Origin of the sequence: Bradyrhizobium viridifuturi, from assembly GCF_001238275.1 — a bacterium.
Classification (GTDB): domain Bacteria; phylum Pseudomonadota; class Alphaproteobacteria; order Rhizobiales; family Xanthobacteraceae; genus Bradyrhizobium; species Bradyrhizobium viridifuturi.
The window spans coordinates 308,826-324,926 of record NZ_LGTB01000002.1 but is presented as its reverse complement, the minus strand read 5'-3'; the positions used below and the strand labels follow the sequence as shown (position 1 = coordinate 324,926).

14 protein-coding genes and 1 pseudogene are annotated in these 16,101 nt (G+C 65.8%); 9 read left to right on the top strand and 6 right to left on the bottom strand.

Annotated elements, in window-relative coordinates; all coding sequences use genetic code 11:
* Positions 1–18: 18 nt before the first annotated feature.
* A complete protein-coding gene (gene xylB, locus ALC15_RS03595; RefSeq protein WP_050626076.1) occupies positions 19–1,464 on the top strand; it encodes a xylulokinase in 1,446 nt (481 codons plus the stop codon).
* Positions 1,465–1,497: 33 nt separating this feature from the next.
* Here xylB and ALC15_RS03590 read toward each other — a convergent pair whose 3' ends face one another.
* Positions 1,498–2,112, bottom strand: a complete 615-nt coding sequence (locus ALC15_RS03590) for a glutathione binding-like protein (RefSeq protein ID WP_050626075.1) — start codon at positions 2,110–2,112, stop codon at positions 1,498–1,500.
* Between the two features lie 253 nt (positions 2,113–2,365).
* Between ALC15_RS03590 and ALC15_RS03585 the strand changes: the two genes are divergently transcribed.
* The 3 genes from ALC15_RS03585 to ALC15_RS03575 all read left to right on the top strand — a co-directional run bounded on the left by ALC15_RS03585 (position 2,366) and on the right by ALC15_RS03575 (position 5,937).
* A complete protein-coding gene (locus ALC15_RS03585; protein ID WP_050626074.1) occupies positions 2,366–3,889 on the top strand; it encodes a sugar ABC transporter ATP-binding protein in 1,524 nt (507 codons plus the stop codon).
* Positions 3,882–4,919, top strand: coding sequence for an ABC transporter permease subunit (locus tag ALC15_RS03580; RefSeq protein ID WP_050626073.1), 1,038 nt, complete (start codon positions 3,882–3,884; stop codon positions 4,917–4,919). Before ALC15_RS03585 ends, ALC15_RS03580 begins: the two co-directional genes overlap by 8 nt.
* A gap of 70 nt (positions 4,920–4,989) precedes the next feature.
* Entirely contained in the window at positions 4,990–5,937 is a 948-nt protein-coding gene (locus tag ALC15_RS03575) for an ABC transporter substrate-binding protein (protein ID WP_050626072.1), read from the top strand.
* Positions 5,938–5,945: 8 nt separating this feature from the next.
* Here ALC15_RS03575 and ALC15_RS03570 read toward each other — a convergent pair whose 3' ends face one another.
* On the bottom strand, positions 5,946–6,497 hold the full coding sequence (locus ALC15_RS03570; RefSeq protein ID WP_050626071.1) for a sigma factor-like helix-turn-helix DNA-binding protein: 552 nt from the start codon (positions 6,495–6,497) through the stop codon (positions 5,946–5,948).
* A 174-nt stretch (positions 6,498–6,671) separates the two neighbouring features.
* Here ALC15_RS03570 and ALC15_RS03565 point away from each other — a divergent pair, with 174 nt between their 5' ends.
* The 3 genes from ALC15_RS03565 (at position 6,672) to htpG (ending at position 10,468) form a co-directional block, all read left to right on the top strand.
* Entirely contained in the window at positions 6,672–7,652 is a 981-nt protein-coding gene (locus ALC15_RS03565) for an AraC family transcriptional regulator (protein WP_063781782.1), read from the top strand.
* Between the two features lie 60 nt (positions 7,653–7,712).
* Positions 7,713–8,519 carry a hypothetical protein gene (locus tag ALC15_RS03560; RefSeq protein ID WP_050626117.1) on the top strand — a complete coding sequence of 269 codons (807 nt, stop codon included), beginning with the start codon at positions 7,713–7,715 and terminating at the stop codon, positions 8,517–8,519.
* 83 nt (positions 8,520–8,602) lie between these two features.
* Positions 8,603–10,468: a molecular chaperone HtpG gene (gene htpG / locus ALC15_RS03555; protein WP_050626070.1), complete on the top strand. Its 1,866-nt coding sequence runs from the start codon at positions 8,603–8,605 to the stop codon at positions 10,466–10,468.
* 55 nt (positions 10,469–10,523) lie between these two features.
* On the opposite strand, the gene ALC15_RS47105 is transcribed toward htpG, so the two are convergent.
* Together ALC15_RS47105 and ALC15_RS03550 are read right to left on the bottom strand one after the other, a co-directional pair.
* Positions 10,524–10,637, bottom strand: coding sequence for a hypothetical protein (locus ALC15_RS47105; RefSeq protein WP_283806232.1), 114 nt, complete (start codon positions 10,635–10,637; stop codon positions 10,524–10,526).
* Between the two features lie 40 nt (positions 10,638–10,677).
* Positions 10,678–11,187: a DUF2278 family protein gene (locus ALC15_RS03550; protein ID WP_200914639.1), complete on the bottom strand. Its 510-nt coding sequence runs from the start codon at positions 11,185–11,187 to the stop codon at positions 10,678–10,680.
* A 255-nt stretch (positions 11,188–11,442) separates the two neighbouring features.
* Here ALC15_RS03550 and zigA point away from each other — a divergent pair, with 255 nt between their 5' ends.
* Both zigA and ALC15_RS03540 read left to right on the top strand, forming a co-directional pair.
* Positions 11,443–12,648 carry a zinc metallochaperone GTPase ZigA gene (gene zigA / locus ALC15_RS03545; protein WP_050626069.1) on the top strand — a complete coding sequence of 402 codons (1,206 nt, stop codon included), beginning with the start codon at positions 11,443–11,445 and terminating at the stop codon, positions 12,646–12,648.
* Between the two features lie 140 nt (positions 12,649–12,788).
* Positions 12,789–13,936, top strand: a pseudogene (locus tag ALC15_RS03540) (DUF3095 domain-containing protein).
* A gap of 60 nt (positions 13,937–13,996) precedes the next feature.
* On the opposite strand, the gene ALC15_RS03535 reads toward ALC15_RS03540, so the two are convergent.
* The gene (locus ALC15_RS03535) at positions 13,997–14,440 is read right to left on the bottom strand and encodes a DUF2147 domain-containing protein (RefSeq protein ID WP_050626068.1); all 444 of its coding nucleotides are present in this window, start codon (positions 14,438–14,440) and stop codon (positions 13,997–13,999) included.
* A gap of 136 nt (positions 14,441–14,576) precedes the next feature.
* A complete protein-coding gene (locus ALC15_RS03530) occupies positions 14,577–15,962 on the bottom strand; it encodes an MATE family efflux transporter (protein ID WP_050626067.1) in 1,386 nt (461 codons plus the stop codon).
* Between the last annotated feature and the right edge of the window lie 139 nt (positions 15,963–16,101).

Here is a 16,101-nt window from a genome sequence, read left to right as displayed (position 1 = left end):
TCCTGGACACGAGGCACCATGTATCTCGGGATCGATCTCGGCACCTCGGCGGTCAAGACCGTTCTCGTCGACGAAGCGCAGCGCGTGGTGGCGAGCCGCAGCCGGTCGCTGACGGTGGTCGCGCCACGTCCGGGCCACAGCGAGCAGGATCCGGCGCAGTGGATCGATGCCACCTTCGCGACGCTGGACGCGCTGAAGGCGGATCATCCAGCCGAACTGGCTGCTGTCGAGGGCATCGGCCTGTCCGGCCAGATGCACGGCGCGACGCTACTCGATGCCGACAGGAAGCCGTTGCGGCCGTGCATTCTCTGGAACGACGGACGCTCGGCTGCGGAATGCGGCGAGCTGGAGCAGCGCTGGCCGGCCTTGCGCGCGACGACCGGCAACAAGGCGATGCCCGGCTTCACGGCGCCGAAGCTGTTGTGGGTCGCCAGGCACGAGCCGGAGATCTTCGCGGCCACCAAACTGGTGTTGCTGCCGAAAGCCTATCTGCGCCTTGTGCTGACCGGCGAAGCGATCGAGGACATCTCGGACGCCTCGGGAACGCTGTGGCTTGATGCTGCGCGACGGGACTGGTCCGACGCGGCGCTCGACGCGACCGGCCTGTCGCGCCGCCAGATGCCGCGTTTGGTCGAGGGCTGCGCGCCGGCCGCGCGGCTCTCGCGCGAACTGGCGCAGCGCTGGGGCATGCGCAAGCCGCCGATGATCGCGGGCGGCGCCGGCGACAATCCGGCGGGCGCCATCGGCATCGGCGCCATCGGCCACGGCTCGGCCTTCGTCTCGCTCGGAACCTCCGGTGCACTGCTGGCGCCGACTGGTACGATCGCCACCAACCCCGAACGCGCCGTGCACACCTTCTGTCATGCGATTCCCGGGATGTGGATCCAGGCCGGCGCGATCCTCTCGGCGGCGTCTTGCCTCGCCTGGATCGCGCGGCTGCTGCGGACTCCCGAGGCCGAATTGCTGGCGCCGCTCGGAGAACATCCGAAGGCGCCGTCGCCTGTCAGCTTCCTGCCCTATCTGTCCGGCGAGCGAACGCCGCATGACGATCCCGATGTGCGCGGCATGCTCGACGGCCTCGGTCACGGCACCGATCGCGACGCCATCGTGCAGGCGGTGCTCGAAGGCGTCGCCTTCGCGCTGGCGGATTGCCGCGACGTACTCGCCGATAGCGGCATCGCGATCTCCGCGGTGGATGCCATCGGCGGCGGTTCGCGGTCGCGGTTCTGGCTTGCGGTGCTGGCGAGCGTCCTCGACATTCCCGTGCATCGCTTTGCCGATGGCGAAACCGGGGCCGCGTTCGGTGCCGCACGGCTCGGGCGTCTCGCGGTCAGCGGCGAATCCGTCGAGGCCGTCTGCACGGCGCCTCAGCGCGTCGAGACGTTCGAACCCGACCGTGGGCTTGCGGAGGCCTATTCCGAGCGGCTGCCGAAATGGCGCAGCCTGTACCGGCCACGGCGCTGACGAAAGTCAGCGCGTCCTTGAAATCACCGCCGGTCATGCCGGAACAGGTCCTTCGATCCTGTGAACTTCACGCACGGCGTCACGATTGGCAATCCGGGCGTGATGCGCAGCCAGGTTCGGGTAGGCGCCGATGTCGAAGCCGACGCGAGGCGTCCAGCCCGTCATCGCATAGAGGCCGACGTCGGCAATCGAGTAGCTCTCGCCCAACAGATAGGCACGCGTAGAGAGGTGCTGGTCAAGGAAGGCGAAGCGCGCCCTCAGCCGCTGGCGGAAAACGTCTTTCGCCCGTTCGTCCAGCGCGGTGTAGAACAGCGGGCCGAGACCTCCCTTGTGCAGCTCACTGGAGAGGAAGTTCAGCCAGGCCTGCAACCTGGCCCGCTCGACGGTTCCGTGCGATGGCGCGAGCTGTCCGGTCGGGTCGCGGTCCGCGATGTATTGGACGATCGCGGCTGCCTCGAGCAGGACGCTGCCATCATCGAGCACCAAAGCCGGTATGTATCCCAGCGGGTTTATGGTTCGATAGTCTCCGCCATCCGCCATCGTCTTGCTTGCTTCATCGACTCTGACGCCGACAAAGGAAAGACCGCTCTCGAGCAGGGCGACATGGGGCATCAGCGATATCGTCCCCGGCGCGTAGTATAGCTTCATGCCACCATCTTTCCTGCCTCCGGCGCCGCCGCATCAGGGGAGCGGCGCGCCGTGCAAGGAGAATGGTCGAACGTTCGGCCGCGACGCAATCGCAAAAGATTCGCTTTGCCTTGCCGATCCGGTTCCCGGCTCGTGCCTCGCCTGAACCTATTGCCCTGCGCCGCGGCCTTTTGTTTAATGCGCGCACGGGCGCGCGAAACCGAAAGCAACTTGCGGGTGCGACGCAACGCCGTCGGCGCGGTGGGGAGGCAAGATGATCGACCCGATCCTCGAGATGCGCCGGGTCTCGAAGTCCTTCTTCAGCATCAAGGCATTGCGCGGCGTCGACCTCACGGTCTATCCCGGCGAAATCCATGCGCTGATGGGCGAGAACGGCGCCGGCAAATCGACGCTGATGAAGATCCTGTCGGGTGCCTACCGGCCGGATCCAGGCGGCGAAATCCGCATTGAGGGCAAGCCCGTGCATTTCAACGGCCCGCATGCCGGCCGCGCGGCGGGCATCTCGATCATTTATCAGGAATTGTCGCTCGCGCCCAATCTCAGCGTCTCGCAGAACATCTATCTCGGTCGCGAGGTTTCGCGCTTCGGGATGCTGGCGCGCGAAGCGATGGAGGCAGGCGTCGGTCCGATCCTCGAACGGCTCGGCGCGGATTTCGCGCCGTCGACGCTGGTCGCAAGCCTGTCGATGGGCCAGCGCCAACTGGTCGAGATCGCCCGTGCGCTGCACGCCCGCTCCAAGATCCTGATCATGGACGAACCGACCACCGCGTTGTCGGCCGGTGAAAGCGAGCGGTTGTTCGGCTTGATCCGCCGGCTCCGCGCCGAGGGCCTTGCCATCATTTACATCTCGCATCGCATGGATGAGGTCTACGCGCTCGGCGACCGCGTCACGGTGCTGCGTGACGGCACGCTGGTCGGCTCGCTCGACAAGCCCGAGATCCGCGCCGACACCATCGTCCGCCTGATGGTGGGGCGCGATGTCTCGTCCTTCTACAAGAAGGAGCACGATCCCAACGCGGTGCCTGGTGCTCCGGTGCTCGCGGCCGTCGACCTCGCCGACGGACGGCGCGTCAAGGGTTGCTCGCTGGCCGTGCATGCCGGCGAGGTCGTTGGCCTCGCCGGGCTGGTCGGCGCCGGCCGTACCGAGCTGGCGCATCTGATCATCGGCGCCGCGGCAAAGATCGCCGGCCATGTCGAGATCGAAGGACGCCCCGTCGATATCCGCAACCCCGGCGAAGCACTCGATGCGGGCATTGCTTACCTCACCGAGGACAGGAAGGCGCTCGGCCTGTTCCTCGACATGTCCTGCCTCGACAACATCAATCTCGCAGTGCTGGGCCGCGACGCGCGGCTTGGCGGAATCCTCGACCGCGACGCGGGACGCGACCGGGCACGGAAGGCATTCGCAGCATTGGGCATCCGTGCCGCAGATGTCCGCGTTGCAGCCGGTAGCCTCTCCGGCGGCAACCAGCAGAAGGTGCTGCTGTCGCGCCTGCTTGCGACCACGCCAAAAATATTGATCCTCGACGAGCCGACGCGCGGCGTCGATGTGGGCGCCAAGTCCGAGATCTATTCGATCATCGACAACCTCGCGAAGTCGGGCACGGCCGTGCTGGTGATCTCGTCCGACCTGCCCGAGATCATCGGCATCTGCGACCGCGTCCTCGTGATGCGCGCCGGATCGATCGCCGGCGAGATCAGGCGGGCGGCGACGACGCCGCTCGACCAGGAGCAGATCATGGCGCTCGCAACCGGGATGGAGCAGCTCGATGCCTGACGATGGCGCTTCCGCCAAGGCCGCCGCCGCGCCCGGCCTCGCGGCCGCGCAGGAGACGAGGCGCCAGCGCACCCGGCTGTTGATCCGCTCGGCCGGCATGCTGCCGGTGCTGGTGTTGTTGTGCGTCGGCTTTCATCTGCTTTCGGACGGCCGGTTCTTCACCGCGCAGAATCTCGGCATCGTGGTGCAGCAGGCCGCGGTCAACACCGTGCTGGCAGCCGGCATGACCTTCGTGATCCTGACCGGCGGCATCGATCTCTCGGTCGGCTCCATATTGGCGGCTTCGGCCATGGCCGGGCTGATCATCTCCAAACTTCCCGATCTCGGCGCGTTGTGGCTGCCGGCCGCAGTGCTCACGGGCGCCGCCTTCGGCATCCTCAATGGCGGCTTCATTGCGCTGCTGCGCCTGCCGCCCTTCATCGTGACGCTGGGCTCGCTCACCGCGGTTCGCGGCGTCGCGCGCCTGCTGGGCGCCGACACCACGGTTTTCAATTCGGAGATTCCCTACGCCTTCATCGGCAACGGATCGCTGACGCTCATTCCCGGCGTGCTGTCGATTCCCTGGCTGTGGGTGATCGCGCTGCTGGTGATCTTTGCTTCGTGGCTGGTGCTGCGGCGGACGGTGCTGGGCGTGCATATCTACGCGGTCGGCGGCAATGAAAGCGCCGCGCGGCTCGCCGGCATCAAGGTCTGGGCCGTGCTGTTGTTCGTCTATGGCGTGTCGGGCCTGCTCGCGGGCCTCGGCGGCGCCATGCAGGCGGCGCGGCTTTATGCTGCCAACGGCCTGCAACTCGGCCAGTCCTACGAGCTCGACGCGATCACGGCCGTGATCCTCGGCGGCACCTCCTTTGTCGGCGGCATCGGCTCGATCTGGGGCACGTTGGTCGGCGCGCTGATCATCGCCGTGCTGTCGAACGGCCTCATCCTCACCGGCGTATCCGACGTTTGGCAGTACGTGATCAAGGGCCTCGTGATCATCGGCGCGGTGGCGCTCGACCGCTACCGGCTACAAGGCTCGGCGCGCACCTGAGCCACAGCAACAGTCCGTCGCGATCACTGGTCGACGTGGCGGAGCTTCAGATAGACCAGGGAGGAAGCCAATGTTGAAGTCGATCTCGCTTGCCGGTGCCGCTATCGCGCTCGTTCTGAGTTCCGCCCCGTCCTCGGCCAAGGAGTTAAAGTCGATCGGCATCTCGCTGGGCTCGCTCGGCAACCCGTTTTTCGTCGCCCTGTCGAAGGGCGCCGAGTTCGAGGCGAAGAAAACCAACCCCAATGTCAAGATCACGACGGTCGGCTTCGAATATGATCTCGGCAAGCAGGTAACCCAGATCGATAATTTCATCGCCGCCGGCGTCGATCTGATCCTGCTCAATCCCGGCGATCCCAAGGCGGTCGGGCCGGCGATCAAGAAGGCGCAGGCCGCCGGCATCATCGTGGTCGCGGTCGACACCGCGGCCGAAGGCGCCGATGCCACGGTCACCACCAACAACGTCCAGGCCGGTGAGATCTCCTGCCAGTACATCGTCGACAAATTGGGCGGCAAGGGTGATGTGATCATCGAGAACGGGCCGCAGGTTTCCGCAGTGATCGACCGCGTGGTCGGCTGCAAGAACGTGCTCGGCAAGAGCCCCGGCATCAAGGTGCTGTCCAGCGACCAGGACGGCAAGGGCTCGCGCGAAGGCGGCCTCACCGTGGCGCAGGGCTATTTGACCCGCTTCGCCAAGATCGACGCGATATTCGCCATCAACGACCCGCAGGCGATCGGCACCGATCTCGCTGCGCGCCAGCAGAACCGCAGCGGCATCGTCATCACCGCGGTCGATGGCGCGCCGGACATCGAGGCCGCGCTGAAGGATCCAGGCTCGCCGCAGATCCAGGCCTCCTCCTCGCAGGATCCGTTCTTCATGGCGCGCCGCGCCGTGCAGATCGGCGTCGGCCTGCTCAACGGCCAGAAACCTGCCTCGACCGTCGAGCTGTTGCCGTCAAAGCTGGTGACGCGCGACAACATCGCCGAGTACAAGGGCTGGACCTCGAACCGTTCGCAATAGCCTGCGATTCAACAGGCGTTCGCGCGGGGGGCGGACAGTTTTGACGCGCTGCCAGTGGGTGGAACCTGGGGCGCTTGTGCTGCTCGCCGCGCCGCGAGCAGCAGGCGGCGGGCCTCCGCGATCCGTGTCATCACCGTGGTGACGGGAACGCCGGTGACCTCGGCGATCTCCTTGTAGGAGAGATCGATCACTTCGCGCAGTACGATGACCTCGCCGAGCGGCGCGGGCAGGTCATCGACGAGTTGCCGGATTGTCGGGATGGCGCGTCGGCCGGACTGTTCCGTGCAGCCGACATCGTCCGTCGGGCGGCCGAGCGCTTCGCCAACCCTTTCCTGGCAGACAGTTTTGAGGATCGCGAGCAGCCACGGCCTGACGGCAGGACCGCGAAGGCCGTCGAACAGGCGCAGTGCGCGCTGGTAGCACTCCTGCACGGCCTGTTCGGCATCCGCCTCGGTCCGCATCAGGACCTGGGCGAACGCATAGGCATCGTCGAGCCAGGGCAGGGCCGCGTCACGAAACTGCTGCGCCGTTTTATTCCCGGCTTTCGCGCTTCGCATCATAGGGTTGCATCTCGTGAATAGCTTTACCGTCAAGCGGCGGAGTGGTATCAGGCTCCCCGCCGGAGTCGTGGACCGTCGCGCCAAGCGTAGGGACAGGAACGACATGCCAACGCCGGGCAGCAAGCGATCGATCGCGTCTGCGTCGTGATCAATCGGGCGTTCGGAGCACGGATCATGTCCGGGACACAGGTGCCCAACCGCTTCTCGATCTTCCATCACGGGCTGGCGAAAGGGCCGGCCTATGAGGCATGGCGCGAGGGCATTTGCCGCGGCTTCTGCCGGCTCGACGTCGGTCCGACCGACGACAACCGCATCGATTGCCACAACGAGTTCACGCTGCTGCACACGGTCGCCATTGCGACGCCGCGCGGCGGCTCGGCCCGCTTCGCACGGACCCGCGCGCTTCTGGACGATGGTTGTGACGACCTGGTGCTGATCTTCGCAACCCGCGGCACGGTGCAGGTCACACAAGCAAGCAAGTCGATCGAGATTGCGCGCGGCCAGATGTGCCTCACCGAGATGAACATCGTCGGCACCGCCGATCTCACCCAATCCGGCAGCTTTACGACGACGCGGTTTCCGCGGCGGCTGCTGCTCCAGGTCGCGCCGTCGGCCGAGACGCAGCTGGCGCGCGCGCTCGGGCGCGATCCTGCCATGAGCGCGATGATCGAGCGTTATTCCGCGCTCTGCACCGAGCTCGCCGGCGATCTCGACGTGCCGGCCCAACAGGCGGCGGCGCAGCATCTGGCCGATCTGGTCGGTCTCGTGCTCGGCAGCGGTGCCGAGACGAAGGAATTGGCCGCAGGCGATGGCGTCGCGAAGGCGCGGCTCGATCTGATGAAGGCCGACGTCCTGAAGAATCTCGACAATGGCAAGCTCACGATCGAGACCGTGGCAAAGGCAAACGCGCTGAGCACGCGGCAGGCGCAACGCCTGTTCGCGTCGGAAGGGACCACCTTCTCGGAATTCGTGCTCGAGCAGCGCCTGCTACTGGCGCGCCGGCTGTTGCTCCATGGGCAGGGCGCCGGCCGCAAGGTCAGCGACATCGCCTATACGGTTGGCTTCAACGACCTGTCCTATTTCCACCGTTCGTTCCGCAGAAAGTTCGGTATCGCGCCCGCGGAGATGCAGGTGGAACTGGGGCGCCGGCATTGAACGGCTCCCGCTGCCGACGTAGAGCAGGAGTCCGGCTTCACTCCAACGCGTGTGCTCTCGATGCCCCTCTGGTCCTGCGAACAATGCGGCGCCCAATTTCCCGACACCGCGGCGCCGCCGCCGTCCTGCCCGATCTGCGAGGATGAACGGCAATATGTGAACTGGAACGGGCAGGCGTGGCTGACCCGCGAGCAACTCGCAGGGCGGCATAAGCTCGTCTGCCGCGACGATTTCGGCCTCGTCGGATTGGCGCTCGAGCCGTCGTTCGCGATCGGGCAGCGTGCGCTGCTGGTGCCGGATCGCGGCGGCTGCGTGATGTGGGACTGCGTGCCGCTGGCGACCGCGGAGGCGATTGCGCATGTCAGATCGCTTGGCGGGCTGAAGGCGATCGCGATCTCGCATCCGCATTACTATGGGGCGGTCGTCGACTGGAGCGCCGCGTTCGGCAACGCGCCGGTCTATCTGCATGGCGACGACGCGCAATGGGTGACGCGGCCCTGGCCTGCGATCGTGCCGTGGCAGGGCGACAGCCACCGCATCTCCGACGACATCCTGTTGCTGCGGGGCGGGGGGCATTTTGCCGGCGCCACCATGCTGCATTGGCGCAGGGGCGCGGACGGGCATGGTGCGCTGCTCACCGGCGACATCGCGATGGTCGCGATGGACCGCCGCTCGGTCAGCTTCATGTACTCGTATCCGAACTACATCCCGCTCAATGCATCAGCGGTTCGCCGCATCGCGCAAGTGGTCGCGCCGCTGGCGTTTGAGCGCATTTATGGCGCCTGGTGGGGCAAGAACATTGCCTCGGACGCCAAGGCGGCGTTCGACCGTTCGGTCGAGCGCTATATCGCGGCGATCTCGGGCTGACGGTTCCCCGGTTCGGCTTGCCAGCCGGCGCGATCGCGCTATATCAGGCTTTCCCGCCACCTCAGGTTTGTCCGAGTTTCCGCATGACCACAACTGCCGCCGCCGAATCCCAGCCGTTCCAGGCCGAGGTTGCCGAATTGCTGCACCTGATGGTGCATTCGGTCTATTCCGAGACCGATATCTTCCTGCGCGAATTGATCTCGAACGCGTCGGATGCCTGCGACAAGCTGCGCTACGAGGCGATTGCCAATCCCGGCCTGATCACCGACGGCACGCCGCCTGAGATCAGGATCATCCCGAACAAGGCGGCCAACACGCTGTCCGTGGTCGACACCGGCATCGGCATGGAGCGTGCCGAACTGATCGATAATCTCGGCACCATCGCGCGCTCCGGCACCAAATCGTTCCTGTCGAAGCTGACCGAGGCCAAGGACGGCGCCAATTTGATCGGCCAGTTCGGCGTCGGCTTCTACGCCGCCTTCATGGTCGCCGAGAAGATCGTCGTCACCAGCCGCCGCGCCGGCTCCGACGAGGTGTGGGTGTGGACGTCGGAAGGCGGCAGCGGCTTCGAGATCGCCCCCGCAAGCGAGGAGGCCGCTAGCCGCGTTGCGCGCGGCACCGAGATCGTGCTGCATCTGAAGAAGGACGCCGCCAAATATCTCGAGGCTTACGAGATCGAGCGCATCGTCCGCGAATATTCCGACAACATCCAGTTCCCGATCCTGCTGGTGCCGGAGGAGGGCGAGCCGCGCCAGATCAATTCGGCGAGCGCGCTGTGGCAGCGCTCGAAATCCGAGCTGAAACCGGAAGACTATGCGCAGGCCTACAAGCAGATCGCGGGCGCCTTCGACGAGCCGGCGATGACGTTGCACTACCGCGCCGAGGGCCGACAATCCTACGCCGTGCTGCTGTTCGCGCCGTCGCAAAAGCCGTTCGACCTGTTCCAGGTCGAGCGCAAGGGCAAGGTCAAGCTCTATGTCCGCCGCGTTTTCATCGCGGACGATGCCGAGCTGTTGCCCGCCTACCTGCGCTTCATCCGCGGCGTGATCGACAGCGAGGACCTGCCGCTCAACATCTCGCGCGAGATGCTGCAGAACAATCCGCAGCTCGCTCAGATCCGCAAGGCCGTCACCAGCCGCGTCGTCGGCGAGCTGGAGACGCTCGGCGAGAAGGAGCCCGAGACCTTCGCCAAGATCTGGGATGCGTTCGGCCCTGTCATCAAGGAAGGCCTGTGGGAGGATTTCGAGCGCCGCGAGAAACTCCTGGCGCTTTCGCGCTTCACCACGACGTCGGGCGAGAGCCGCTCGCTGAAGCAGATTGTCGACGACTTCAAGCCGAACCAGACCGAGATCTATTATCTGGTCGGCGACAGCGTCGAGCGGTTGAAGTCGAACCCGAAGCTGGAATCGGCGCGCGCCCGCGGCATCGAGGTGCTGCTGCTCACCGATCCCGTTGATGCGTTCTGGACCTCGGCGCCGATCGATTTCGGCGGCAAGCCGCTGAAGTCGCTGAGCCAGGGCGATGTCGATTTCGGCCTGATCCCGCTGGTCGACGACAAGGCCGACGACAAGAAGGACGAGCCTGCGGCCGACGCCGCGACCACGATCGCCCTGATCAAGGATGCACTCGGCGAGCGCGTCTCCGACGTGCGCGCCTCGCAGCGGCTGACCTCGAGCGCATCGTGTCTGGTCGCCGGCGGCGATGCCCGCGACCGCGCGCTGGAGCGGCTGCTCGCGCAACAGAACCGCGGCGAGATCACCAAGCCGATCCTCGAGATCAATCTGCGCCATCCGCTGGTCGCGGCGCTCGCGACCGACGAGGCGCAGGCGAAAGATCTCTCGCTGCTGCTGTTCGAACAGGCGCAGATCCTCGACGGCGAGATGCCCGCTGATCCCGCCGCCTTCGCAAGCCGCATGAACCAGCTCGTGCTGCGCGGGTTGGGGAAGTAGCCGCACCGGTAGCGCGGATGGAGCCAACGGGCCGCGCGAACGCGGGCCCGGCAGCTCAGCCGATCGTGGTCGCGTCCGGCTGCGCATTGCCGAGATCGTCGGTCGGCACCAGCTGCTGGGTGAAGGCCGAGACATAGGCTGCCCATTCCGGCTCGCCGAGATCGACCATGACCGCGCCGTCCTGCCAGATGTCGTTGTGGTCGTTGGAATCATCGCCGGCGATGGATGAAGCCTTTGCTCGAGCCCTGGTTGAGATGGACGTCGTGCAGGCCGTCGCCCTGCGCATAGAAGCGGCCGAAGATGTAGACGTCGCGGTTCTCCTGATGCGCGCGCGACAACAGCCGCTTCAGCGTCGCCGCCGGCTCGGTGTCGTCGGAGCCGTCCATCACGTCGCTGTCACGCCATCTGCCGGTATTGTCGAGCAGATTGCTGCGCAGAAAATCGAGCGCCGGCAATTTCCTTTGTCCGGTCAGATCCTGCGAACCACCCGCCGCGGCCGCAAGCGTCTGGATGATCGGATGGCGGAAGTCGAACACCAGCTTGTATTTCAGCAAATCGTCCGCGTCATTGGTGCCGACATTGATGGCCACGTCCCATTGCTCGCCGTCGACGTCGAGGTTGCAGTGCAGGTGATATTGCGTCTCGTGCCCGTGGTGCGACGGCTTCAGCTTGGGCTCGGAGGTCACCTTGGCCTTGACGAATCCGTAGGCGAGGGTCACGGCGCGTTCCTTTCCGGTTCAGGCGGGCATTATCCGAAACCTACAACCTGAGATGAGACGCGCGCGTGAAGCGGCCCACATTGTGTGGCGCCTTTTCGTAACCGCGCCGGCGCGCGTGTGGAGGCCACCATCCCGGCTCGAGTCAGCCTCCATCTTGACAAGGCATTCGATTGTTGATGTTATGTTATAACATTACATATAAGCGAATGCCGATGTCCCGCCGCCGCCCGTCCCTCCAGCAACTGTTTGATCTCGATGCAAAAACTCCCCGTCACCATCTTGTCCGGCTTCCTCGGGGCTGGAAAGACCACTTTGCTGAACCACGTTCTGAACAACCGCCACGGCCGGAAGGTTGCGGTGATTGTGAACGACATGAGCGAGGTGAACATCGACGCCGACCTCGTTCGCGATGGCGGTGCGAACCTGTCCAGGACTGACGAAAAACTGGTCGAGATGAGCAATGGCTGCATCTGCTGCACTCTGCGCGACGATCTCCTGAAGGAGGTGCGCGCGCTCGCCGAGAGCGGCCGGTTCGATTATCTGTTGATCGAGTCCACCGGGATTTCCGAGCCGCTGCCGGTCGCCGCGACCTTCGAGTTTCGCGACGAGGAAGGGCAAAGCCTGTCCGACGTCGCACGGCTCGACACCATGGTCACCGTGGTCGACGCCGCCAATCTGTTGAAGGATTACGCTTCGACGGATTTCCTCAGTGCGCGTGGCGAGGCGCTCGACGGCGATGAGCGTACGCTGGTCGATCTCCTGGTCGAGCAGATCGAGTTTGCCGACGTCATCGTGCTGAACAAGATCGATGCGGCGACGCCGGCGCAGCGCGAGGCCGCGGCCACCATCGTGCGCGCGCTCAACCCGGATGCCGACATCGTCGAGGCGAGTTTCGCGAACATTCCGTTCGACCGCGTGCTCGACACCGGCCGCTTCGACCATGAGCGCGCGCATCAGCATCGTCTCTGGCACAAGGAGCTCTACGGCTTTGCCGAACACGTACCGGAGACCGAGGAGTATGGCGTCACGAGTTTCGTCTACCGCGCGCGGCGTCCGTTCGACCCGGTGCGCTTCCACGGCTTCCTGCGCGAGAGCTGGCAGGGCGTGATCCGCGCCAAGGGCCATTTCTGGATCGCGACGCGCCCCGATTGGTGCGGCGAGATGAGCCAGGCCGGTGCGATCGTGCGCACCGAAGGACTCGGCTCCTGGTGGGCGGCGATCCCGCGCGAGCGCTGGCCGGACCATCCGGACTGGCGCTTGATGATGCAGCGGAGCTGGAACGACCTCTACGGCGATCGCCGCCAAGAACTGGTCTTCATCGGCTCCGGGATGAGCGAAGACGACATTCGCCGCCGCCTTGATGCCTGCCTCGTCACCGGCAAGCCCGGCATGGACCCGCAGGCCTGGCAGAAGCTGCGCGATCCGTTTCCGCCGTGGCGGCGGGCGGGCGAGGCGGCGTGAGGCGGCGGCCGTAGCCTTCCATCTCCGTCATCCTGCCAGGATGACGGGACTTCGTCCGGCCTACGCTTCTAAAACCCGTCCCAATCGGCCGCGTATCTGCTAGAGAATCCTGCAGCAGGGGCGGAAACGGCGGCGTTGCGATGGCTGGCGGCAGCGAGATCTTCTACAGCGGCATTCCGGTGTTTCGCAGCTTCGCGCGCTTGATGGATCCGGCGCTGTATGCGCCGCTGCCCGATGACTGGACGGTCGGGGTCGCCGACATCGTCGAGTCGACCAAGGCGATCGCAGCGCAGCGCTACAAGGCGGTCAACATGGCTGGTGCCGCGGTGGTCGCTTCCGTCACCAATGCGCTGGATGGCCGCGAGTTTCCGTTCGTGTTCGGTGGCGACGGCGCAAGCTTCGCGGTCTCCCCCGCCGATCTTGATAAAGCGCGCGAGGCGCTCGCTGCGACCGCGCGTTGGGTGCGTGACGACCTCGATCTGGTGCTGCGGGTGGCGCTGGTGCCGATCACAGCGATCCGCGCCGCGGGCTTCGATGTACGCGTCGCGCGTTTCGGGCCGTCGGCTAATCTCTCCTACGCGATGTTCGCCGGCGGCGGTCTGGCTTACGCCGATGCCGCGATGAAGCGCGGCGAGTTCGCGGTCGATCCGGCGCCGCCCGGTACGCAGCCCGATCTGTCGGGCCTGTCCTGCCGTTTCGAGGTGATGCCCTCAGCGCGCGGCGTAATCCTCTCGGTGCTGGTGCTGCCGGCGAAGGATGCCGATCCGGCTTCCTTCCGCAGGGTGATCGAGGACATCGTCGGACGCGTCGAGAAGAGTCCCGATGCCGGGCGGCCGGTGCCCGCCAATGGCCCGCCGCTGCGCTGGCCGCCGCAGGGGCTGGAATACGAAGCGCGCGCGCGGCGCGGCGGCTCGCTCGCGCTGCGACGAGCGGTCGTGCTCACTTTTACGCTGTGGGCCTACACGTTGATGCGGTTCAATATCCCGATCGGCAAATTCGTGCCGAAGGCCTATGTGCGGCAGCTGGTCGAGAATTCCGACTTCCGCAAGTTTGACGACGGCCTGCGCATGATCCTGGACTGCACGGCGGAGCTTGCTGCGGACATCGAGCAGCGCCTCGTCGCCGCAGCTGCGCAGGGCGTCGTGCGCTACGGCCTGCACGAACAGGATGCGGCGATGATGACCTGCTTTACCCCGTCGGTGATGCGCGCCGACCATGTTCACTTCATCGACGCGCCCGCGGCGGTTACGCCTCGGCCGCTACCGTGCTGAAGGCACGCGCGGTTTAGCGTTGGTCTTGACCTCGCCCCGCAAGAACGGGGCGAGGAAGCGCAGTTCCTTGCGGCTACTTACTTCCCCACCCGCGTCCAGGTCTCGCCGCCGCACAGGGCGCCGACGCAGCCTTCGACGCGCAGTGTGCTCTCGCTGGTCACCGAGACGCTGCTCGCATAGGTGCCGCCGTCGTCGGCATTGTAGATCTGGCCGGACCATTTGCCTGCGGCAACCGGCTGCATGGCGGAGAACAGCGGCAGCCCGATGATCGGCCGGTTGGCCAGCGAGGGATTGGGATTCTTGTTGTCGACCTGCGGCTTGCCGGTCATCGGATCGATCGGATCGCGCAGGCTCACCACCACGCCGCAGATGCCGCCGCCGCATTTGCTGATCTTGACGCGAGCATCGCCCGCCTGGGTCTGCCAGACGCCGAAAGGCTCAGGCGCGCTCTGCGTATGCGCAGCCGGCGCGGCGAGTGCCGTCGCGATGATTGCGATCACGAGTCCGAGTTTGCAGGTCATTGGCAGTTCCCCAAAAGGTCGGCCTGCATAACAAGTCGAAAAATTTCTGCAACGTCATATTCGCGCGATCAGGCGCGTATGATTCAAAAAATCCTGTAGATTATTTCCAGGGTCGCCATGCTCACGCAAGGCGACGCTATCCCCAGCGGGTCAGCCGGATCGAGATGACGGTGGCGAGGCCGAAGGCCACCATCGCAGCTCCGACCAACGCAAACAGCGTCCATGCGGGGGCGCTCGCGGTCGCGAGCCACCAGCCGCCGATGCCGACCATGAGCAGACGGATGGTGCCGGCCAGCACGGGCCCGCCGACCTTGGCCGCGCCTTGCGAGGAGAAATAAAGACAAACGCCGACGCCGAAGAAGCCGAAACCCGGTCCGGCGAGCGCGAAATAGGAGGATGCGGCCGCGGTGACGCCGGGATCGCGGGTGAACAGCGCGATCCACAGCGTCGGCTTGATCGCGACCACCAGTCCGACCAATCCGACAACAAGTCCGGCGACCGTGCCGGCGGTCCACGCCACCTTGCGGGCCCGCGTGACAAGTCCCGCGCCGATCGCCATGCCGACCATCGGCACCGAGGCGACGCCGACCGCGAATGCGATCGGGATCAGCAAGAATTCCAGCCGCGAGCCCATGCCGTATCCGGCCAGCGTCTCGGTACCGAAGCCGGCCAGGATTTTGGTGAAGATCAGGATGGTCAGCACGCTCTGCAACGGCGACAGGCAGGAGATCGCGCCCACTCTCAGGATGTCCAGGAACATCGCGCGCTGGAAGTTGAAGGCTTTGAAGTCGAGCTTCAACCGGCTGCGGCCGGAGGCGAGATACCAGGCGAGGAAGATCGCGCCGCACGTGAAGGCCGTGAGCTGGCCCGCGGCGACGCCGCGCATGCCGAGGCTCGGCACCCCGAACAGGCCAAGACCCAGCACACCGCCGACCGCGATCTGGATCAACGACACCGTGATCAGCGTCATCGAGGGAAGCCGCATGTCGCCGGTGCCGCGTACGACGGACGCCAGCGTGTTGACCAGCCAGATCGAGATCGCTCCGGAGAACAACACCTGCGAGTAGTGCAAGGACTGTTCGAGCACGCCGCCGTGGCCGCCGAGCAGCGCATAAAAATTGCGGCCGAAGCCCAGCATCATGACGGTGAAGAACAGGCCGAGGCCGACCCCGATGATCGCCGCATGCAGTGCCAGGTCGGCCGCGCGGTCACGGTCGCCGGCGCCGAGCGCGCGGCTGATCGCCGAGGAGACGCCGCCACCCATCGCGCCCGCCGACATCATCTGGTTCAGCATCGCGAACGGAAACACCAGCGCGATGCCCGCCAGCGGCTCGGTGCCGAGCCGGCCGATATAGGAGGTCTCGGCGACCGCCACCAGCGTCGAGCCGAACATCGCGATGGTGTTGGGGACCGCGAGTTTTAGCAGCGTCGGCAGGATCGGTGCGGTGAGCAGGTGATCGACCGGTACCGCGGGCGCGGCTGCAGCGGAGCGCTCGTCGTCGATCGAGGCTTCGATGGTCATGCGACGGCAGCCCGCCGGAGAGGGGGCCTACTGCCGATACGGGCGCTGTTCGACGTCAATCGATCATCTCGGAATCAATAAATGATGATCGACATGTTACGGTGTGCGGCCTCCACCAGCCAGCCGCGCCCGTGCAGGG